This is a genomic window from Flavobacterium kochi, from assembly GCF_048286715.1.
GTDB lineage: Bacteria > Bacteroidota > Bacteroidia > Flavobacteriales > Flavobacteriaceae > Flavobacterium.
In genome coordinates, this window is sequence record NZ_JBLVPW010000018.1 from 21,708 (window position 1) to 42,174 (window position 20,467).

17 protein-coding genes are annotated in these 20,467 nt (G+C 35.6%); 5 read left to right on the top strand and 12 right to left on the bottom strand.

All coding sequences use genetic code 11. The features are described 5' to 3' along the window. Positions 1–108 precede the first annotated feature (108 nt). The 4 genes from ACNQGH_RS15820 to ACNQGH_RS15835 all read right to left on the bottom strand — a co-directional run bounded on the left by ACNQGH_RS15820 (position 109) and on the right by ACNQGH_RS15835 (position 3,547). Positions 109–459 (bottom strand): MmcQ/YjbR family DNA-binding protein, encoded by a 351-nt coding sequence (locus tag ACNQGH_RS15820; protein ID WP_417956998.1) that lies wholly within the window; start codon positions 457–459, stop codon positions 109–111. A 175-nt stretch (positions 460–634) separates the two neighbouring features. Next, positions 635–1,378 (bottom strand): C1 family peptidase, encoded by a 744-nt coding sequence (locus tag ACNQGH_RS15825; protein WP_417956999.1) that lies wholly within the window; start codon positions 1,376–1,378, stop codon positions 635–637. Positions 1,379–1,717: 339 nt separating this feature from the next. Beyond that, positions 1,718–3,184, bottom strand: a complete 1,467-nt coding sequence (locus ACNQGH_RS15830; protein WP_417957000.1) for a serine hydrolase — start codon at positions 3,182–3,184, stop codon at positions 1,718–1,720. Between the two features lie 39 nt (positions 3,185–3,223). Beyond that, positions 3,224–3,547: a nucleoside triphosphate pyrophosphohydrolase family protein gene (locus tag ACNQGH_RS15835; RefSeq protein ID WP_417957002.1), complete on the bottom strand. Its 324-nt coding sequence runs from the start codon at positions 3,545–3,547 to the stop codon at positions 3,224–3,226. 746 nt (positions 3,548–4,293) lie between these two features. Between ACNQGH_RS15835 and dnaK the strand changes: the two genes are divergently transcribed. Then, entirely contained in the window at positions 4,294–6,177 is a 1,884-nt protein-coding gene (gene dnaK, locus ACNQGH_RS15840; protein WP_417957003.1) for a molecular chaperone DnaK, read from the top strand. Between the two features lie 221 nt (positions 6,178–6,398). Here the strand turns inward: dnaK and fumC are convergent, their stop codons facing one another. Further along, entirely contained in the window at positions 6,399–7,805 is a 1,407-nt protein-coding gene (fumC, locus tag ACNQGH_RS15845; protein WP_417957004.1) for a class II fumarate hydratase, read from the bottom strand. Between the two features lie 252 nt (positions 7,806–8,057). Between fumC and ACNQGH_RS15850 the strand changes: the two genes are divergently transcribed. Continuing rightward, complete coding sequence (locus tag ACNQGH_RS15850) at positions 8,058–8,228, top strand: hypothetical protein (RefSeq protein ID WP_143386564.1); 171 nt, start codon at positions 8,058–8,060, stop codon at positions 8,226–8,228. Positions 8,229–8,377: 149 nt separating this feature from the next. Here ACNQGH_RS15850 and ACNQGH_RS15855 read toward each other — a convergent pair whose 3' ends face one another. Together ACNQGH_RS15855 and arsC are read right to left on the bottom strand one after the other, a co-directional pair. Then, on the bottom strand, positions 8,378–10,840 hold the full coding sequence (locus ACNQGH_RS15855; protein ID WP_417957005.1) for a TonB-dependent receptor: 2,463 nt from the start codon (positions 10,838–10,840) through the stop codon (positions 8,378–8,380). Between the two features lie 81 nt (positions 10,841–10,921). Beyond that, complete coding sequence (gene arsC / locus ACNQGH_RS15860) at positions 10,922–11,263, bottom strand: arsenate reductase (glutaredoxin) (RefSeq protein ID WP_417957006.1); 342 nt, start codon at positions 11,261–11,263, stop codon at positions 10,922–10,924. Positions 11,264–11,367: 104 nt separating this feature from the next. Here arsC and ACNQGH_RS15865 point away from each other — a divergent pair, with 104 nt between their 5' ends. Both ACNQGH_RS15865 and ACNQGH_RS15870 read left to right on the top strand, forming a co-directional pair. Beyond that, positions 11,368–12,315 carry a CPBP family intramembrane glutamic endopeptidase gene (locus ACNQGH_RS15865; protein ID WP_417957007.1) on the top strand — a complete coding sequence of 316 codons (948 nt, stop codon included), beginning with the start codon at positions 11,368–11,370 and terminating at the stop codon, positions 12,313–12,315. A 5-nt stretch (positions 12,316–12,320) separates the two neighbouring features. Beyond that, positions 12,321–13,367, top strand: coding sequence for an AMP-binding protein (locus ACNQGH_RS15870; protein ID WP_417957008.1), 1,047 nt, complete (start codon positions 12,321–12,323; stop codon positions 13,365–13,367). A 58-nt stretch (positions 13,368–13,425) separates the two neighbouring features. On the opposite strand, the gene ACNQGH_RS15875 is transcribed toward ACNQGH_RS15870, so the two are convergent. The 5 genes from ACNQGH_RS15875 to lpxD form a co-directional block, all read right to left on the bottom strand. Next, complete coding sequence (locus ACNQGH_RS15875; protein ID WP_417957009.1) at positions 13,426–13,848, bottom strand: DoxX family protein; 423 nt, start codon at positions 13,846–13,848, stop codon at positions 13,426–13,428. Positions 13,849–14,001: 153 nt separating this feature from the next. Then, positions 14,002–14,634 carry a hypothetical protein gene (locus ACNQGH_RS15880; protein WP_417957010.1) on the bottom strand — a complete coding sequence of 211 codons (633 nt, stop codon included), beginning with the start codon at positions 14,632–14,634 and terminating at the stop codon, positions 14,002–14,004. Positions 14,635–14,840: 206 nt separating this feature from the next. Then, positions 14,841–16,403, bottom strand: coding sequence for a S41 family peptidase (locus ACNQGH_RS15885; protein ID WP_417957011.1), 1,563 nt, complete (start codon positions 16,401–16,403; stop codon positions 14,841–14,843). A 114-nt stretch (positions 16,404–16,517) separates the two neighbouring features. Further along, the gene (locus ACNQGH_RS15890) at positions 16,518–18,146 is read right to left on the bottom strand and encodes an acyl-CoA carboxylase subunit beta (RefSeq protein WP_417957012.1); all 1,629 of its coding nucleotides are present in this window, start codon (positions 18,144–18,146) and stop codon (positions 16,518–16,520) included. A 164-nt stretch (positions 18,147–18,310) separates the two neighbouring features. Next, the gene (lpxD, locus tag ACNQGH_RS15895) at positions 18,311–19,312 is read right to left on the bottom strand and encodes a UDP-3-O-(3-hydroxymyristoyl)glucosamine N-acyltransferase (RefSeq protein ID WP_417957013.1); all 1,002 of its coding nucleotides are present in this window, start codon (positions 19,310–19,312) and stop codon (positions 18,311–18,313) included. A 185-nt stretch (positions 19,313–19,497) separates the two neighbouring features. Between lpxD and ACNQGH_RS15900 the strand changes: the two genes are divergently transcribed. Beyond that, complete coding sequence (locus ACNQGH_RS15900; protein WP_417957014.1) at positions 19,498–20,409, top strand: phospholipase A; 912 nt, start codon at positions 19,498–19,500, stop codon at positions 20,407–20,409. Positions 20,410–20,467 lie beyond the last annotated feature (58 nt).

Sequence of the window (20,467 nt, forward strand, 5' to 3'; positions counted from 1 at the left end):
TGTAAAATACATTGGTAAAGTTAACTTTTTTGGCGATCTGTAAGGCAATTTTAACCAAAAAAGCGCATCGATCGGATGGTAAATACGTGCGGTCCGGGTTTGATAAAATTATTCCAGGTTCAATTGTTTTCTTAATTTTACAGGAAGTTTATCTTTTACGAGATTATAAGACTGTTTGATGTAGTGCTGCCATTCTGACTTTTTCATTTTATTGATATCTTCGATTAAAACCCATTTGTACTTGGCTACGTAGGGAGCAGGTTTAAAACCGGGCCAATTACTAATTTCTTCGAATTCATCGTCCCTGACTTTAAATGTTGCAGATGTTGGGAATTGATTTAATCCCGCAACGCAAAACATTTTTCCGCCAATAGAGAAGACAAGGTCATGTTTCCATTTAATCTCTTCCGATACTCCTGGCATTTCCATACAGATATTTCTTATTTCTTCTATATCCATTTTTTATCTTTTTAATAAGATGTTTTTAAATTGTGACGCACATGCTTCGACTATAGAAAAGCGGTATATCAGCGCGATTCAGTAAAAAACTGTAACCTTCATTGCAGTTTTTTTGTTTTTGTAAGCTGCTTCAGAGATTTTAGTCTTTTAAAATTTGTGAAAAATGTTTTTTACATCAAACCCAGATACCATATCCTTCGCAAAATGCTGCTGAAACATAATCGTTAGATGCATAAGCGTAACCGTTATCCCCCCAATCAGCACCCCAACTATTACGGATGATAAAATGATCTTTAGTGTAGCCTACAATTGCAACGGCATGTCCTGTATCCGGAACAACAGTATTCAGATCATAAACATCCAGTATTCCTCCATTATCGTAGTTTCTAAAGTTCCAGTCGGTATCCGTCATTGCTATTATTGGACCAATACTGGCTAACCACATGCGAAGATGATCTAAATTGACATCATTTTCCTTAATGATGCTGTAATAACTATTGATTGAAAATAATGAAGCGATCGAATAAAAAGTTTCAGCGTCCATTTGCGGGTCAACAATTCTTCCGCCAAAAGGAAGGTGTTTTTCTAAGACAGCACCATATTTTTTTAAAACATTTAAGGCACCTTTAAGTGGTGTGCCTGAATTTTCAATAAAAGTTTCGGGGTAAGAGGTATAATTATCCGTTTCTTTTGCTGCCATCCAGGTAAATTGAACGGAGAGTTTCTCTGTTTTTTGTATCTTATTAGCTCTTATCAGATGCCACCGCAATAAGGAATCTGTAGCTGCCCAGGCTGTACAAGAGCCTGTAGTGCCCTGATCGCCTATTTTCCACCAGCTATTGTTTATTCGTAAATCTACTTCTTCTGGAAAATCAGGTTTTACAATACCAGTAACTATTGCATGTATGATGGTCCACATCCCCTTGCTTTTTCTTTTATAGTTCCTTCAATTTTTCCTCCCACTCTTCCTCCTGCCATACCGCCTTTTCCACCCGAATTCCTGCTATTCCTTCTGCTGACATATAATTTATTTACTGGTTAAAATATTTTTTTATTTTTAGTTCGAAGCCGTTTACCAGTTTTATAACTTGACCAATAAAACGAGTAGTGCAAATGTTTTGTAGTAAATATAGGTAATTTTTACTTTTCAGGAATGATAATTTAGGATGCCAGGACAAAAGTAGGAGCATGAATTTGAATTCGTGGGGTCCTACTGTAACGCATCCGTGTAGTTTGGTTTTAAAACAATGGTAATGATTCAGGATTTTGAAATTTCTTGCAATACTTTTTTCCCGTTTTCATTATTTGGATCAAGTTCCACGGATTTTTTATAATTCAAAATGGCAAGCTTTTTATCTCCGTTTTTTAAATAAGCTTCTCCCAGACTATCGTAGGTATTCCCTGATTGAGGAAATGCTTCCACATTTAGTCTGAAAACTTCTATAGCTTCTTTTACTTTTCCGGCTTGTAATAATTGGTATCCGGCGCTGTTTATTTCATTTTCGTTGATAGCAAAGGTGTCTGAAATTTTATTTTCTTTAAAATAGGCTAATCCGGATGCGATTCCTTTTTCCAGAATAACATCTAGTAAAGCGTTGGCCAGCGATTTTTTAGGCAGGCTGTATGGTTTATTGTATAGGATATTTCTAATCGCTTTATTCATTTCGTTTAAGTTCGTTCTGCCTGTATTATTTAATAATACAACTAAATTTTTGTCTGACGGAATGCGGGAAATCAAAGTGTTAAATCCGTTGATTCCGCCACCATGTTCAATAACCGTTAAACTGTCGTTCTTTTCTCCATTAAAAGCCTTATTGATAAACCATCCGTAACCATAATGTCCCGGTCCTGCAGGAATGTAGGTGTTAAATAATAAATCGCGGTATTTTTTCGAAAGTAACGGGTCTGTGTAAAGCGCCTGGTCCCACAGATACAAATCGTCTGCAGTAGAATACAAAGAACCGGCAGCGTAAGGGATAGACAAATCAAGATAACTGGCATTATTGTAGTTTTTACCATTTTTTTCATACCCGGAGGCTCTATTTTTCAGAATGGTTTCATGGTGATCGAATCCGGTATTATTCATTTTTAGTGGTATAAGAATAGCATCTTCTAAAAACTGCTCATAAGTTTTACCAGAGACTTTCTCTATAATATAACCTAATAAAAAATAACCGGAATTGCTGTAAGCAAATTTTTCTCCTGGTGTAAATTCCAGCGGCAAGTCAGCGAATACTTTTACAAATGCTTCCGGGCTGTACGAATTGATACTTAAGTCTTTTATGAAATTAGGAAATGAAGTGTAATTTGGAATTCCTGAAGTATGCGTAAGTAAGTGATGAATGGTGATTTTATCTCCCGATGCTTTAGGATAATTTGGAAGATACGTTGAGATAGGGGCGTCTAACTTTAATTTTCCCTGCTCGACTAGCTGAAGAATTAACATAGAAGTAAACTGCTTGGTAATGGAACCCAATCGGTGTTTGGTATCGGATTGATTAGGAATATTCCATTCCATATTTGCCATTCCAAATCCTTTTTTATAAATGACTTTGCCTGCGTCAGCTACCAGTACAGAACCGTTAAATTGCCCGTACTCCGAATACAGGCTCATCAGTTTATCGATTTGTTCTGTTTTGGTTTGCCCAACAGAAACAGTGGTCAGTTGGATCAATAGACCGATTAGGACTGTCTTTACTACAAAATACTTTGAACGTTGTTTCATAATGATTGTTAGATTAGTGATTGATGTCGTGTTCAGTTTTTATTCTCCTAATAAATTTTCAGTTTTTGTCAAAAAAGATTCGATTGATTCATTAATGTCTATATCCATTCGGTCTGCAAGGACTGTCAGCCACCAGATACATTCGCCCAATTTATGCTGTAGTTCGGGATTTGTATTTCTTTTTGGCCAGCGACCTTGTTGTGACATTGTATAGCGACCGACTAATCCCGCATCGGTAAGAAAAGCCAAAGCATCTTCTTCAATCGTCCATTCACTACCGTGGTTGTCTTTTTCCAGTTGATGGTATTGTTTTCTAATTTTTAACGCCCTTTCTTTAATTTCTTTTAAATCTAAATTCTTCATTTGCTATTTATTTGGGTTAATCAAGTTGTAGTTTGGTTCTTTTATTCAGATAAATGTATGTAAATTCCAATATGATCGCTTAGTTTTTTTGTTTAATTCCAAGTTTCAATATCTATTTTTTGATTTTTTATTATATAGAATTCCGCCGCCTTTTGATAAATTTTCTGTTGAAATACAGAATAATCTACCGGGATTAATGATAGAATTTGTTTCTGTTAAGATTAAAATGTCAGTTTTAGGTTCTGGGAGTTTGTCTAAGATTAATTGATTTTTATTTTTTTACGAGTCTTTCTAGATTCCAAGTTAAGATTTTCATTTTTAAAATGAATGACTTTAACCTGTATTTTATCGTTCTGCTAATGTAGTTAATTTATTACGAATTGTTCTTGTTGAAATTTCTAAAGTAATCGAATAGAAACAAATAAAAGGTATGAATTTAGATTCCGCTAGGAGTTCAATGAGCTTCGTTTGCAATAAACGGCAGGGCATCGAAGATTTAGCGAAGCTAAATAGCTTCTGAAATGAATTGAGAATAAAGCCAATCTCCGGTCGGGCTTAGGTGACATCACGAATGACAACTTCCGAAAACAATGACAGACCCTTTGAAATGTCATCTTGTCAGATTTATTCACGCCAATTTTAACATAAACTGACAATTTAAGGACGTGTATTGCATTGGCACAAAGATTGACTTATCGACTTCGAGCTATTAAAATGAGTATATAATAAAATTAAATATATTAAAAATGGGTAAAATAATCGGAATTGATTTAGGTACAACAAACTCTTGTGTTTCTGTAATGGAAGGTAATGAAGCAGTAGTTATCCCTAATGCTGAAGGAAAAAGAACAACGCCATCTATCATTGCATTTGTAGAAGGTGGAGAAATTAAAGTAGGAGATCCTGCTAAGAGACAAGCGGTAACTAATCCAACTAAGACTATTGCTTCTATCAAACGTTTTATGGGTCATTCTTTTGCTGAAATTACAGCTGAAGCAAAAAGAGTTTCTTACAAAGTAGTAAAAGGGGACAACAATACACCACGTGTTGATATTGATGGCCGTTTATACTCTGCACAAGAATTGTCAGCTATGACGCTTCAAAAAATGAAAAAAACAGCTGAAGACTATTTAGGTCAGACTGTTACTGAAGCGGTTATTACTGTTCCTGCTTACTTTAATGATGCACAACGTCAAGCTACGAAAGAAGCTGGTGAAATTGCAGGTCTTAAAGTAATGCGTATTATCAACGAACCTACTGCTGCAGCTTTGGCATACGGTCTTGATAAAAAAGGTAAAGATCAAAAAATTGCTGTTTACGATTTAGGTGGAGGTACATTTGATATTTCTGTTCTTGAATTAGGAGACGGAGTTTTTGAAGTATTGTCTACAAACGGAGATACTCACTTAGGTGGGGATGATTTTGACCACGAAATTATTGACTGGTTGGCTGCTGAATTTTTAGCTGAAGAAGGTATTGATTTACGTTTAGATCCAATGTCTTTGCAACGTTTGAAAGAAGCTGCTGAGAAAGCAAAAATTGAATTGTCTTCTTCAACTGAAACTGAAATCAACTTACCATACGTAACTGCTACAGCTTCAGGACCAAAACACTTAGTGAAAAAATTAACTAGAGCTCAATTTGAAAAATTAACTGACGCTTTAGTAAAACGTTCTATGGCACCAGTTGCTAAAGCGTTGAAAGATGCAGGTTTATCTGTTTCTGATATTGACGAAGTTATTCTTGTAGGAGGTTCTACTCGTATGCCAAGAATTGCTGACGAAGTTGAAAAATTCTTTGGTAAAAAAGCGTCTAAAGGAGTTAACCCTGATGAGGTTGTTGCTATTGGAGCAGCTATTCAAGGTGGAGTTCTTTCTGGAGATGTAAAAGATGTATTGTTACTTGACGTTACTCCTTTATCTTTAGGTATCGAAACTATGGGTGGTGTTATGACAACTCTTATTGAGTCTAATACAACTATTCCAACTAAAAAATCTCAAGTTTTCTCTACAGCTGCAGATTCTCAACCAACAGTTGAAATTCACGTTTTACAAGGAGCTAGAGCAATGGCTGCTGATAACAAAACTATCGGTCGTTTCCATTTAGATGGTATTCCACCAGCACCAAGAGGTGTTCCACAAATTGAAGTAACTTTTGATATTGATGCTAATGGTATCATCAAAGTTTCTGCAACTGACAAAGGAACTGGTAAATCTCATGATATTCGTATCGAAGCTTCTTCTGGATTAACTGCTGAAGAAATCGAAAGAATGAAAAAAGATGCAGAAGCTAATGCTGATGCTGATAAAATTGCAAGAGAAAGAGCTGAAAAATTGAACGAAGCGGACGGAATGATCTTCCAAACTGAAACTCAATTGAAAGAATTAGGTTCTAAATTATCTGATGAAAACAAAGTTGCTGTAGAATATGCATTAACTGAATTGAGAATGGCACACCAATCTCAAGACATTCCGGCAATTCAAACTGCTCTTGACAACATCAACGCTGCTTGGAAAAAAGCAACTGAAGCGATGTATGCTCAAGGTGAACAAGGTCAAGGTGAAGCACAACCACAAGGTGAGCCTCAAGGAGACAATGTTGAAGACGTTGAATTCGAAGAAGTAAAATAATAAATTCCTGTAGAGACGCGATGTATCGCGTCTTTGCACTATATAAAATAAACCGTTCATTTTGTGAACGGTTTTTTTATGGAATAAATCAAACGAAAGATTTTAAATAAAAGAGTTTTTTTTGGGTAGAGAAACACTGTAACCGGGCACTATATCATAAATAAAAAACCCTGCAACAGTTCATTATGTTGCAGGGTCTTTATGCTGTGTATCAGCATTAATTATATTTCAAGCTTCAAGCTTCCTACCATGTCTTCCGGTTTAACCCAAGCATCAAAATCCTCTGAAGTAACATAGCCTAAACGAACGGCTTCCTCTTTTAGGGTAGTTCCGTTTTTATGTGCTGTTTGAGCTATTTCAGCTGATTTGTAGTATCCAATTTTAGTATTTAAAGCCGTAACCAGCATCAATGAATTGTCAACTAATTCTTTAATTCTTTTGTAGTTTGGCTCAATACCTTGTGCGCAATGTTCGTCAAAAGACATACAGGCGTCACCTAATAATCGCGCTGATTGCAAGAAGTTTGCTGCCATCAATGGTTTGAAAACATTCAATTCATAATGACCTTGCATTCCACCAACAGCAATAGCCACATCATTCCCCATAACCTGAGCGCATACCATAGTTAACGCTTCACATTGTGTAGGGTTTACTTTTCCTGGCATGATAGAAGAACCCGGTTCGTTTTCCGGAATAAGGATTTCTCCAATCCCTGAACGTGGTCCAGAAGCTAACATACGCACATCATTGGCAATTTTATTCAATGAAACGGCTAGCTGTTTTAATGCACCGTGCGATTCCACGATAGCATCATGTGCTGCTAAAGCTTCAAATTTGTTTTCGGCAGTTACGAATGGATGACCTGTAAATTCAGCGATATATTCGGCTACTTTTACATCGTATCCTTCCGGAGTATTTAATCCTGTTCCAACAGCCGTTCCTCCCAAAGCCACTTCTGATAAGTGAGCTAAAGTATTTTTAACTGCTTTTAAACCGTAGTTCAATTGTGCTACATATCCTGAAATTTCTTGCCCTAAGGTAAGTGGTGTAGCATCCATTAAATGTGTACGACCTATTTTAACCACATTATTGAATTCAATTGCTTTGGCATGAAGTGTATCTCTTAGTTTTTCAACTCCTGGAATTGTAACTTCAACAACCGCTTTGTAAGCTGCAATATGCATTCCTGTTGGGAACGTATCATTGGAAGATTGTGATTTGTTTACATCATCATTGGCTTTGATGAATTGTTCACCTTCACCAATATTGAATCCTTTTAGAACTTGGGCACGGTTAGCAACCACTTCATTTACGTTCATGTTACTTTGTGTACCTGAACCTGTTTGCCAAATTACCAAAGGAAATTCATCGTCTAATTTTCCAGCCAGGATTTCATCACAAACGGCAGCAATAGCATCCCGTTTTTCGACTGGCAAAACACCTAAATCGCAATTAGCGTATGCAGCTGCTTTTTTTAAATAAGCAAATCCTTCAATAATTTCTTTTGGCATGGAAGCCGATGGACCTATCTTGAAGTTATTTCTGGAACGTTCTGTTTGAGCACCCCAATATTTATCTGCAGGAACCTGTACTTCACCCATCGTGTCTTTTTCTATTCTAAATTTCATTGTGTTGTTGTTTATAAGTGTTAAGTAGTTTAATAAATGTTTAGCCCCGATTACTGCACCTTGCTTTTGTATTATTTGCACTGTAGTGCATTCCATTTGCAATGTATAGCGGGAAATAGCTCCAAATTCTGAGCCCAAAAATACGGATAATTCCCTTTTTATAAAAATTGATTGGTAGTTTTTGTTACTTTTTATTGGTAAGAAAAGGAAATAAACTTACATTTGTGGCTACATTCAAAAATTCCGGAAAACATGTTTGAATTTTCACAGTACTTAGGCTTTTTACTTTTCTTAACCGTTCTTACAATAGGATTTTGGTTAATGTTTTTTCTTGTTGGTTTCGTATCCTATTGGGTAGGAGGAGCGACTTGGGAAGCATACAAAGAGAAAAGAGCAAAAAAGAAGCAAGAACAATCAGTTTAATCTCATTGTTTCATAAAATAAGGACCCGTTTTTACGAGTCCTTTTTTTTTATGCCAAAAAGTTCCTCGGTAGCTATTTTCATAAAGCAGCATAACCTATAATGATCTATTCTTAAATAGAAAAGGACCCGTTTTCACGAGTCCTTTGTTTTATCCTTGAAAATCGCCTCCATCGCCATTTTCATTTTGATTTTTCTTAGGTTTTTCTTTTTCGTTTTTCTGCTTGTTGAAACGATACGTGAATGATAGGTTAAACTGTCTTACTCTCCACTGCATTTCAGAATAGGAATTCAGTACCCCGGGAAGATTTGTTTCCATAATTCTTTTCCTGGAATTGAAGACATCACTTACATTAAAAGAAAGGGTTCCTTTGTCTTTCATTACGTCTTTACTAAAGGCTAAGTTGGCTGCAAAAGTACCTAAACTTCTACCTTGTGCGTTGTTTTGCGGACCATTATAGGTTGCATTGGTTTGCCAGTCAATTTTGTATGGTAAAGATACCTTTGATGTAATTCTTGTAAACCAGGAAGTTGCCGTATTGTCAAAATTCTGTGTGATTTCATTGTTGTTAAAATCGGTATAAACATAATCCCCTTGGGTAACGTTTCTGAAGAAATTGAAATTACCGTTTAATTTCCACCATTTATACGGAGAATAATTTAAGGTAAATTCAAATCCTGTTCTATATTCTGTAGCTAAGTTTATCGGCGAACTGATGATAATTGGTGTGCCATTTACGAAATCACCTGATTCTCTTCTTGCAAATTGGAATACATCGGTGGTTTTGTTCACGTATAGTGAAGTGTTGAATGTTAATTTATCCCAACGTTTGATATATCCTAAATCGACAGCATCACTGAATGCGGGATCTAAATCAGGATTTCCCATAAAAATATTGATGTTACTGGATAAATTACTGAATGGATTTATCATTCTTCCTCTAGGTCTTTGAATTCTTCGGCTGTAGCTTATAGAAGCACTGCTTTTATCTGAAATTTCATAGGTGAAGAAAGCACTTGGGAAGAAGTTATTGTATTTTTTATGGTTAAAATCATTTGTAGCTAGCTGATTGATATCGATATTGGAATCCTCCCAACGCAACCCGAAAAGTGCTGAAAACTTGTTTACTTTCATACCATATTGAGCGTAAAGGGCATTCACTTTTTCTTTGTATTCTAATGTATTGGTGAAGTTGGGATCTGTCACTCCATCATGTTTCACTTGGTAATCCGTTACCAATTTTGAGAAATCACCACGGTATCCTGCCTCAAACTGATTCCCTTTTCCCAATGGTAAAACATAATCGGCCTGAAGTAAATTTTTATTTTGTGTTTGATGATTAAGCGTGTTATCCAGTTTTATATCATCTGAATTATTTGTTGTATCGGTGACTAAAGCCGTAGTGTTATCATCATTAGATGAAAAGGAACCGTCTACAGTTAATTTGTGCCCCTCTTTTTTGAAGTTTTTGGTGAAATTTGTTGCAAACTCTACGTTTTCACTTTTACTGTCTTCCACATTGATACGGGTTCGGGTATAGTCGTAAACATAGTCAGCGTTATAATATTTTTGGAAAACATTATCCGTGTCATCCCCGTTATTTTTTCTGTAATTGAGCGTATTAGTCCAGGAAGCAGATGGATCTATGTACAATTCGATACCAAAATTACCATTGTAGCCTTTGTTGAATCGCTCGTTTTCTCTATTTTCATTTACATGATTTCTGATCGAATTATCGGAATTTAAATAGTCCGTATTTGTGATCATGTTTCCAGGGCTACTTCTGTAATTGTAGCCTTGATTGGTAAAAAGATTAAAATTCTTTGATTTATAATTTAACGTACCGCTCAATCCATAATTTTCGGGGTAGCCTGTAGAAGCAATGAAAGTTCCATTTAAACCAAGATTTTTTCCTTTTTTCAAAATGATATTCAATAAACCACCACCGCCTTCCGCATCATATCTGGCCGAAGGATTGGTTATAACTTCCACTTTTTCGATAGCATCAGCAGGAATTAATCGCAATGCTTCGGCTATATTTATGGTATTTGCCGGTTTTCCATCGATAAGTACTTTCACATTGTCATTACCACGAAGACTTACATTTCCTTCAACATCTACCGAAACTGATGGGATATTGTCAAGAACATCACTCACTGTTCCTCCTTTTACCATTAAATCACTACCTACATTATACACCTTTTTGTCTAATTTTATTTCAACGGTAGTTTTTTCAGCTCTTACTACAACTTCATTCAATAGAGCTGCATCTTCATCTAAGGCAGTTGTGCCTAAATTAATATTTCCCTGAATGCTTTTTTCCTTGATTTCAGATAATTTGAAAGAGATGAACTCAATTTTTATGTCATAAATACCGGGATTCACATCGACACTGTATTCTCCTTTTGCATTTGTAATTCCTCCGGCAAGTGCTTTTGGATTTTTAGTGTTTATAAAGGTGATAGTAGCATATTCCAATGGTTGCTTGCTCACTTTTTCAATTACTTTTCCGCTTACTTTTATTTTTTGCGCAGGACCGGATTGCTGTGCAAAATTTATCAGGCTTGTAAAAAAGAGTGCAAGGGCTAAGAGGCTTTTTAACTTTTCGGGCATTTTTTTAGTTTTAGTTTTTCTTTTAGATTCGAAAAGTCAGTTTTGGTTTAATGTGTAAATCATAAAAAAGTGTTAATTTAATTATAGAAAATCATCCACATTATCGAGATCTCTTCCTATTATTGCGGTGTTTCCTTTGATGATGATAGGTCTTTCAATCAGAATGGGATAGGTCACCATCGCCTGAATGATTTCATCGTTGGTCATGGGTTTGTTTTTGAAATTCTCTATCCAAATTTTCTCTTTTTGGCGTACTAATGCAAGCGGCTCAAAATTTAGTTTTTGAATAAGACTTTTTAATTCCTCAACTGTGGGAACAGTATCAAGATAATTAATAACTTCAAACTCTTTCTCGGATTCTTTTATAAAAGCGAGGCAGTTTCTTGATTTTCCGCAACGCGGATTGTGGTATATTTGTATCATCTATAAGTTTTTTAAAAGAAATTAAGAATTAAAATCGTATTATTAGAGTAACAAAAGTAAAGTTTGTTACTCTAATTTAGATAGTATATAAAAAGAAAAAATGTATGTTTATAGAACAGGGGATAAAATCTGAGAATAAGTTTTGGAAGTATATTTTGGGTTCAATATTAATAATTGTTGCTTCTTTTCTAGGTCAGACACCTTTGCTGATTGCATTGTTTTATGAAACATTTGTAAATGGAAAACCGTATCCTTCTTCGAATGATGCTGTTATGACCTTTTTTGAACCAAATTTGACTTTGTTTTTGATATTGATTTCATTTGTTTTTGCCATGCTTGCAATTTTCTTTGTCATCAAATATTTACACAATCAAACGATGCTTTCCGTAACAACATCCCGAGTAAAGGTGGATTGGAATAGAATATTGTTTTCGTTTTCTATTTGGTCCATTTTTACAATTCTTTCAACATTATTGTTTTATTTTTCCAATCCGGGTGATTTTGTAATCAATTTTAAACCCATCCCATTTGTGATTTTAGTTGTGATAGGGACACTATTAATACCGATTCAAACCAGTACTGAAGAATATATTTTCAGGGGCTATCTGATGCAGGGCTTTGCTAATCTTGTTAAGAACAGATGGTTTCCTTTAATTATGACTTCTGTGATTTTTGGTGCGATGCATATTTCAAATCCCGAAGTTGCTAAAATAGGGAATATTGTTTTAGTGTATTATATAGGGACAGGATTATTGCTAGGAATCATTACCCTAATGGACGAAGGAATGGAATTAGCCTTGGGTTTTCATGCTGCCAATAATTTAGTTAGTGCCTTGTTAGTAACCTCCGATTGGTCCGCGTTTCAAACCCATTCTATTTTTAAGGATATTTCTGAACCATCAGCAGGTTTAGATGTTATATTGCCTGTTGTAATCATTTACCCGATACTTTTATTTATCTTTAGTAAAAAATACAATTGGACAAACTGGAAAGAAAAATTGACTGGAAAAATTGAAGAACCAACACCTTATAATCATTTTAAATCAATATAATTACCATGGATAAAATCACTTACAAAAACGTGAATAATCATTTTAAGCTAAATGGATTTCATCTGAATCGAAAGGATTTATGTAGAGTAGCTTACAGCTTTATAAAAGAAGGGGAAGAGCATGAAAAATCTGTCGGGGATTTTATACTCGATTGGTTTGATAAAAAGAGTTACATCGAATTAAACACGTCCGGAACTACAGGGAGCCCGAAAATTATTCAAATGGATAAACAGGCTATGGTAAATTCAGCTTTGGCGACGGGTGATTTTTTTGATTTGCGTCCCGGAGATAAAGCCTTACATTGTTTGCCAACGAAATATATAGCGGGGAAAATGATGTTTGTCAGAGGTTTTATTTTGGGGCTTGATATGGATTTTGTAGCACCAAGCTCACATCCTCTGTTGCATAATGAAACTAAATATGATTTTATTTCCATGGTACCCCTGCAGGCTGAAAATTCGTTAGCAGAATTAAAAAATGTTAAGAAAATGATTGTTGGCGGAGCTAAAATGAGTAAACCGCTGGAAAAAAGCCTTTCTCAATTAAATACCAAGGGATATGAAACATATGGTATGACCGAAACAATTACCCATATCGCTGCCAAGATAATAGGAGAGAAGGCATTTTCGATTTTGCCTAACATAAAAATTTCTCAGGACGATAGAAATTGTTTAGTGATTCATGCACCAAAAATTTCGGAAGAAACAATTGTAACGAATGATTTGGTCGAATTAGTAAATGAAAATGAATTTGTTTTTTTAGGTCGGATAGATAATGTGATCAATAGTGGCGGAATTAAACTGATTCCGGAGCAAATCGAGGAAAAGTTATCGAATAAAATTCACTCAAGATTTTTTGTGACCGGGATTCAGGATGCTACTTTAGGCGAAAAATTAGCGTTAATTATCGAAGGTGAAAAACAACTTTTGGACGAAACTATTTTTGATGGTTTAGACAAATATGAAAAACCTAAAGAAGTATTTTATGTTTCAAAATTTATTGAAACACAAAACGGAAAAATAAAAAGAAAAGAAATTCTGGAGCGTATTTAGAATATTCGGTTTATATAAAAAAGCATCTTGTTTTAAAAAGATGCTTTTTTAGTTTTTATTATTGCTGCATTTTAAAATAGTAATCTGCTGAATGTTTTCCACTTCCATAAAATAGGAAAAAGATGCAAATTCCAAGTATAAGTAGTGCTAACAATAAATTTTGAGAATGCATTTCGCCCATAAAATTTACAATAATTGCACCAATCAGTATAGGTAATTGCGCTATTATTGCCCATCTTGTAAGTAAACCAAACGCAATCATTATTCCTCCAACCATGTGTGCCGGTGCAATATAATGTATCAGAAACATTCCCCCGCCAATTTTGTCAATTGGAGATATTAAATCTTGTAAATATTGGATGTTTGTTATAAAAGAAATTCCTTTCCCAAATAAAAAGACACCAAGTGCTATTCGTACTAAATCGAGTGATAAATAAGTATGTGCATTCGCCCACTTATTTAAATTTTTTACGTTGCTCATAAGACTATAGTTTAAAATATTTAATACTAAGTTACTGATTTTTATAGAAATATAAAAGTATTTTTTTTACCGATATTGAAAGAAGTTATTTTTGAATATATCGAACCGGTAAATGGTCTTCTCAGGAAAAAGTGGCAATACCGGTAAGCGGGCCTAATGCATGAAACGGTATTTTACTTTGAGACTAAGACTATTTTCAGCATGACCATGAGCCATAAATTGGGTAAAATCAAGAGACAAGCCCAGTTTGTTTTTTTGATTACCAATGATAAAAGACCGTCCGATGTATATAGCTGAACAGAGGCCAAATTGCTGTGCCCCTCCACCAAATTCGGATACAAAGCCAAGTCCGAATTTACGGTCCGCATCTGAAAGGGCATAGCCTACTCCTGATTCCACTCCCCAGTACCACATGGGGCTAAAACTATATTGCGTATTAACTTTTAGGGAAAAGATGCTAAAGTTACTATATAATGTCCTGTCACTTAAGGTACTCTCGGCTGTTAATGTTGGGACATTTTTTTTGATAAGCCAATAATCATAATCGAATTTAATACCCAGGTCCTGTTTTGGCGTAATTCTTTCCCATGCTCTTAGGTTAATGCCAATTTCAAATTTATGGGAACGATACATTTGAATGTGTACCGGAATGGATAGATTAATACCCGTCTCCAAGTAAATTTTTTTGTATTGCTTTGGTGAAACAATATTTTCAGGTACCGTCTGTGCAGTAATAAACTGTACAAGCAGCAGCATACTTAAGAATACAATCGGAATCTTTTTCATTTTTTCTGATAATTAAATAATTCAAATATTCAGAAATTACTTTTATTGCATTGAAAAAAATGATACGGTAAAGGCGATTAGTATTACTGTTTTAAAGATGAAGTAAAGGTACAAATAACTATTAATCAATGGTATAAAGATAAATTAAATATTGACTTATGTTTTTACTATGGGTGTTAAAGTAACTATAATTTGGAAGCGTTTTTTTAAATGCCTGATTTTAAATCCTCTAAAATCCAGTTCATTTCTGGGTCATTTTCTTTTATCCGGTCTTCAATTGTAGGAATTATTTCCCTGTCAGGAAATATGCCACGACCTTCTAAGGTTGTTTTGAAATGAGGAGCCATAAACATTAAGCCAATGCGAATTTGGATGTCAGTATTTGGCAATTTTACGCGCGGTGTAAATCCGGCAACAGTCCCGTTATAGGCACCGCCGGTTTCTTCGCCCACAAAACAGGCTCTTTTGGAACCTTTTAAATTGGAAGAAATGATGCTTGAGGCTGAAAAACTTCCCCCATTGATCAGAACATAAACTTTTCCTTTGAAAGCATTTTTACTCACTTTATGAGGGCTAGTTTGTGTTGCATAGTAATTTTTTCCATTTTGGTTTTTATGAACGGTCAGTAGTAAATAACTGTATATTATTGGAGAAAAAATTATTTTTAAAGCTTTAAAGCTAAAAGAACCTCCATTAAAATAAGCTCCTTTAAATAAGCTCGATTTTGAAACCACTTCAGATTTATCCAAAAACACAAAAGTGGAGTCTGCTAAATAGGAATATAAATCGGCAATTTCACTTACGCGTCCGCCTCCGTTATTTCTCAAATCGAGGACCAGTGTTTTAGACTGATATGCCGCAATTTTACTAAAACTTTCTTTGTAAAAAGTTTTATAATCTCCGATTTTAAAACCCCTAATTTTAATTAGGGCTACACTGCTGTCTTTTTCTAAAAAATGGAGGTTTCGATTGTAATTTTTTTCAATAGAATAATAACCATTAACCCTTTTCTTTTTTCTGTTCTCTTTTGATTTGGTCTTATCCTTAGCAGCTCGTTTTTTTTTGATTTTTTTAGAAAGGGAGTCCGTTGTATCTTCCTTTTTTCTTTTGATTGTAATCGTTTTTAGGCTGTTATTAAATTTGAAATCAAATTGTAGACTATCCTTAATTCCATTTTCATTAGAGAATAGTGTAGCAAACCGTTTGCCTGAAAAATTGGTTTTGTAAGTGATATTATAACCGTCAGAACTATAGTACTGGGTGTATTCGTGGATTAAATCAATTGGTTTTGTGCCGTTTACGGCAACAACCTCTGTTCCTGCTTGTATCGTTTTGTTGTAGGATTTGTTTTTTACAACATATAATTTTTCATTGAAAAGTTCAAAATCAAATTGTGAAAAAGGGCCTGTTCCTTTTTTAATTAATGCTTTGGTTGCTCTCTTTGTCAATAATTTCGTTGGTGGATAAACGACCGAGTGTCCTTGTCGGACTGCAGCTACCACGGGACTTAATTTCTTGTAAAAATTAAAACGGGTCATTGGTTTTGTAAGGGTTGATTTTAGGCTGTCGAATTTATAATCTAAAGCTTCCTTACTAATATACCAGTATAAATTGGGGTGGAATTCCTGTAATTTTCGATAGGTATAATCAACATCAGATTGTAACTTCCCTTCCGCTATCAAATCGTTCAAATGTTTGTTGTACTTTGTTGTGGAAGCACATTGAACAAAGAATGCGGCTGTAAAGACGAATAGAACTATTTTTCTCATGTTTTGTAACGGATGTTTTAGTCACGAAGACTTTTAAAGCGGCCCCTTTAACATTGGATATTACGCAGCAGACCGATGACTGAAAACCAGGATTTAAATGCTGTCAGCCGGAATCTAAACCTGAATGACACCTAAATTAAATTTCTTCTCGATGGGCGAATGGTTGGCCGCTTCAATACCCATAGAAATCCATTTTCGCGTGTCTAAAGGATCAATTATGGCGTCTGTCCATAATCTGGAGGCAGCATAATAAGGGGAGACCTGCTCGTCGTATCGGGCCTTTATTTTATCAAATAATTCCTTTTCTTTGGTTTCATCTACGACTTCTCCTTTTGCTTTAAGTGAAGAAGCTTCAATTTGTGCCAGTACTTTAGCAGCCTGCGTTCCGCCCATTACGGCTAATTCTGCACTTGGCCATGCAAAAATTAATCTGGGGTCATAGGCTTTACCGCACATGGCATAATTGCCTGCGCCGTAGGAGTTTCCTACAATAACGGTAAATTTTGGAACAACCGAATTACTGACCGCGTTTACCATTTTCGCCCCATCTTTTATAATTCCGCCATGCTCTGATTTGGATCCTACCATAAAACCGGTTACATCCTGAACAAACACTAAAGGAATTTTCTTTTGGTTGCAATTTGCGATAAATCGGGTGGCTTTGTCTGCACTATCAGAATAGATTACGCCCCCAAACTGCATTTCGCCATTCTTTGTTTTTACCACTTTTCGTTGGTTGGCAACAATTCCCACTGCCCAACCGTCTATTCTGGCATAACCAGTGATAATGGTTTGTCCGTAACCGTCTTTATACGCTTCAAACTCGGAGTTATCAACCAAACGTTTGATGATTTCCATCATATCATATTGTTCATTACGGGCTTTTGGCAAAATGCCATAGATTTCATTTTCGTCTAAAGCCGGTTTTTCGGCTTTTATTCGGCTATAACCCGCCTTATCAAAATCACCAATTTTGTCAACTATATTTTTTATTTTGTCTAGTGCGTCTTTGTCATCTTTGGCTTTGTAATCCGTCACACCCGAAATTTCACAATGTGTTGTTGCTCCGCCTAATGTTTCGTTATCAATGCTTTCGCCAATCGCCGCTTTCACCAAATAACTTCCAGCCAGGAAAATACTTCCCGTTTTTTCAACAATTAAAGCTTCATCGCTCATAATTGGCAAATAGGCACCGCCAGCAACACAGCTTCCCATTACGGCAGCGATTTGGGTAATTCCCATGCTGCTCATTTGAGCATTATTTCTAAAAATCCGACCAAAATGTTCTTTGTCCGGGAAAATTTCATCCTGTAAAGGCAAATAAACACCTGCGCTATCAACCAAATAAATGATAGGCAAACGATTTTCCATCGCAATTTCTTGTGCACGTAAATTTTTCTTAGCGGTGATTGGAAACCAGGCACCAGCTTTTACGGTAGCATCATTGGCAACTACAATACATTGCTTTCCTTGTATATAACCTATTTTAACCACAACGCCCCCAGAAGGACAACCACCGTGTTCTGCATACATTCCTTCACCAACAAATGCGCCAATTTCTATGCTTTGCCCTTTGGCATCAAGCAAATAATCAATACGCTCTCTGGCAGTCATTTTGCCTTCAGCGTGTAATTTTTGAATACGTTTTTCACCGCCGCCCAATTTTACCAGGCTTAATTTTTGTCGCAATGCCGAAAGTAAAAGTTTATTGTGGTCTTCGTTTTTGTTGAAGTTCAAATCCATGATGAAAGAATTAAAAAATAGTTTGCGCTAAAATACAAAATCCAACTAAATAAAATTTTATTATTTTAATTGGTTTAGAAAGAAAATCGAACCTATATTTGGTATTAAAACAAAAAAACAGAAGCGAACTCCTGTTTTTTTATGAATTTAATAAAAAAAAGTGATTATTTGTTTTTGGATTCATTTACGAGTCTTTTCAAAATGGCCCATTGTTTTAATGCATCGCGAGCTTCAACAGCCGGATAACCTAACATGGTTTTTCCTGCAGGAATATCTCCTGTAACACCGGAACCAGCACCTACAATGGCACCATCGCCAATAGTTGTGTGGTCTTTTATAGAAGCGCTTCCGCCAATGATAACCCCGTTTCCTAATGTTACTGAGCCAGCTAGTCCGCTATTTCCGGCCATAATGCAAAAACGGCCCAATTTACTGTTATGACCAATCTGGACTAAATTATCAATTTTACAGCCGTCACCTAAAACAGTCGAACTGAATTTTCCTCGGTCAACGCAAGTATTGGCACCAATTTCAACATTATTGCCTATAATTACATTTCCAATTTGTGGGATTTTCACCAAACCTCTTTCGGGATCGGGACGAAAACCGAAACCATCTGCTCCAATTGTTGCATTGGGATGTATAATACAATCATTTCCGATGTGACAACGCTCTCTGATTACTGATCCGGACCATATTACAGTATTTTTTCCTATGGTACAGTCATCCAGAATAGTAACATTTGGGTATACTGTTGTATTATCTCCGAGTACAACTTTAGGTCCTATATAGCAGCCTGCACCGATTTGAACACCATTACAAATAATTGCGGTTTGATCTATAACCGCAGTGGGATGAATAGCAATAGTGAATAGTGGGGTGGGAGGGGCAAAAAGTGCTAGTACTTGTGACATCGCCAAATCGGCATTTTTTACTTTAATGAAAGCTCTGTTTTCTCCTGGTTCTATTGAAATATCCTCGTTTACAACCGCTACGGCTGCTTTGGAAGTTGCCCAAAGTTTTTCGTATTTTTTGTTTCCGATAAAAGAAATTTCGGATTCGTTAGCTACTTCAAGTTGTTCAGGAGCAGTGATGTTTTGGAAAGTGCTTCCGACAATAACTCCTTTTAAAATTTCATTTATTTCTTGGATTGAATAGGATTTCATTAAGCGTAAATTGGATTTGGTTTTGTTATAGCCGTCAAATAAAACAAATTGGGTTTATAATTCCTAATCTTTCGCGATTCTTTAACACGATTATAAGTGGGATTTATGCAACTAATAAAAATAAATATGCAACAAATGGTGGCTTTAAACAATTAGTTTTGCGGGTTAATATACCACTATATGTTATGGAATTACTACGAATAAAGAGCTCTGTTTTTATATTTTTCTTTTCTTGTTTTACTGTAAATGCGCAGATTCAGGCCTTGTTTAATAGTAAAACACAGCTCCGGAATCTGACTGAACGTTGGGAGTTGGATACTACTTCAGTACGGGGGACATTTTTGGTTACTCCGTATAAACCAATGTATGTGTTACCCATTCGATGGTCAAATAACGTTAATGTACAACCGCATTCAGGAAATATAGATCCTGATTACATTGCACCGGAAGCCATTGACTATAGTAGTATTGAGACTAAATTTCAATTGAGTTTTAAGACGAAAATTTTACAGGGTGTTTTTTGGGGGCTTGGTGATTTATGGGTTGCCTACACGCAAATATCGCATTGGCAAATCTATAACACTAAACTTTCGCGTCCATTTAGGGAAGTTAATTATGAACCGGAAATGATTTTGAATGTTCCTGTTAAATTTAAAATTTTTGGTTTTAAAGCCCGAATGCTAGGTGCAGCATTCAATCATGAATCCAATGGAAAAAGCGATCCTTATTCCCGGAGCTGGAACAGGATTATTCTTCATGCCGGATTGGAGCGCAAAAATTGGACTGTTTATGTTAGGCCCTGGTTTCGAATGCCTGCCGGAAAGGATGATAATCCGGATATTTCAGAGTATGTTGGACGAGGCGATGTGAATGTTATCTACACCAAAAATGGAAATATACTTTCCTTTATTGGCAGTCATAATCTGAATTTTAATTCAAAATCCAGAGGGAACGCCTCTTTTTCCTGGTCGTATCCGATTAGAAATAATCTCAAAGGGTATTTGTTAGTCTCTCATGGTTATGGTGAAACGCTAATCGATTATAATAACCTGCAAACTACTGTTGGCGTCGGGGTTTCATTGATTGAATGGCTATAGGTTTTACAATTAGCTTTTTAATAATCGATTCTGGAACAGCGGATGGTTATCCGATTAA

Coding starts and splice junctions, on each gene's coding strand:
- ACNQGH_RS15865 (WP_417957007.1), top strand. CDS start 11,368: ATGTTTATAGAACAGGGGATAAAATCTGAGAATAAGTTTTGGAAGTAT.
- lpxD (WP_417957013.1), bottom strand. CDS start 19,312: ATGAAATCCTATTCAATCCAAGAAATAAATGAAATTTTAAAAGGAGTT.
- ACNQGH_RS15855 (WP_417957005.1), bottom strand. CDS start 10,840: ATGCCCGAAAAGTTAAAAAGCCTCTTAGCCCTTGCACTCTTTTTTACA.
- ACNQGH_RS15885 (WP_417957011.1), bottom strand. CDS start 16,403: ATGAGAAAAATAGTTCTATTCGTCTTTACAGCCGCATTCTTTGTTCAA.
- ACNQGH_RS15890 (WP_417957012.1), bottom strand. CDS start 18,146: ATGGATTTGAACTTCAACAAAAACGAAGACCACAATAAACTTTTACTT.
- ACNQGH_RS15900 (WP_417957014.1), top strand. CDS start 19,498: ATGGAATTACTACGAATAAAGAGCTCTGTTTTTATATTTTTCTTTTCT.
- ACNQGH_RS15880 (WP_417957010.1), bottom strand. CDS start 14,634: ATGAAAAAGATTCCGATTGTATTCTTAAGTATGCTGCTGCTTGTACAG.
- arsC (WP_417957006.1), bottom strand. CDS start 11,263: ATGATACAAATATACCACAATCCGCGTTGCGGAAAATCAAGAAACTGC.
- ACNQGH_RS15835 (WP_417957002.1), bottom strand. CDS start 3,547: ATGAAGAATTTAGATTTAAAAGAAATTAAAGAAAGGGCGTTAAAAATT.
- ACNQGH_RS15870 (WP_417957008.1), top strand. CDS start 12,321: ATGGATAAAATCACTTACAAAAACGTGAATAATCATTTTAAGCTAAAT.
- ACNQGH_RS15825 (WP_417956999.1), bottom strand. CDS start 1,378: ATGTGGACCATCATACATGCAATAGTTACTGGTATTGTAAAACCTGAT.
- ACNQGH_RS15820 (WP_417956998.1), bottom strand. CDS start 459: ATGGATATAGAAGAAATAAGAAATATCTGTATGGAAATGCCAGGAGTA.
- ACNQGH_RS15875 (WP_417957009.1), bottom strand. CDS start 13,848: ATGAGCAACGTAAAAAATTTAAATAAGTGGGCGAATGCACATACTTAT.
- fumC (WP_417957004.1), bottom strand. CDS start 7,805: ATGAAATTTAGAATAGAAAAAGACACGATGGGTGAAGTACAGGTTCCT.
- ACNQGH_RS15830 (WP_417957000.1), bottom strand. CDS start 3,184: ATGAAACAACGTTCAAAGTATTTTGTAGTAAAGACAGTCCTAATCGGT.
- ACNQGH_RS15850 (WP_143386564.1), top strand. CDS start 8,058: ATGTTTGAATTTTCACAGTACTTAGGCTTTTTACTTTTCTTAACCGTT.
- dnaK (WP_417957003.1), top strand. CDS start 4,294: ATGGGTAAAATAATCGGAATTGATTTAGGTACAACAAACTCTTGTGTT.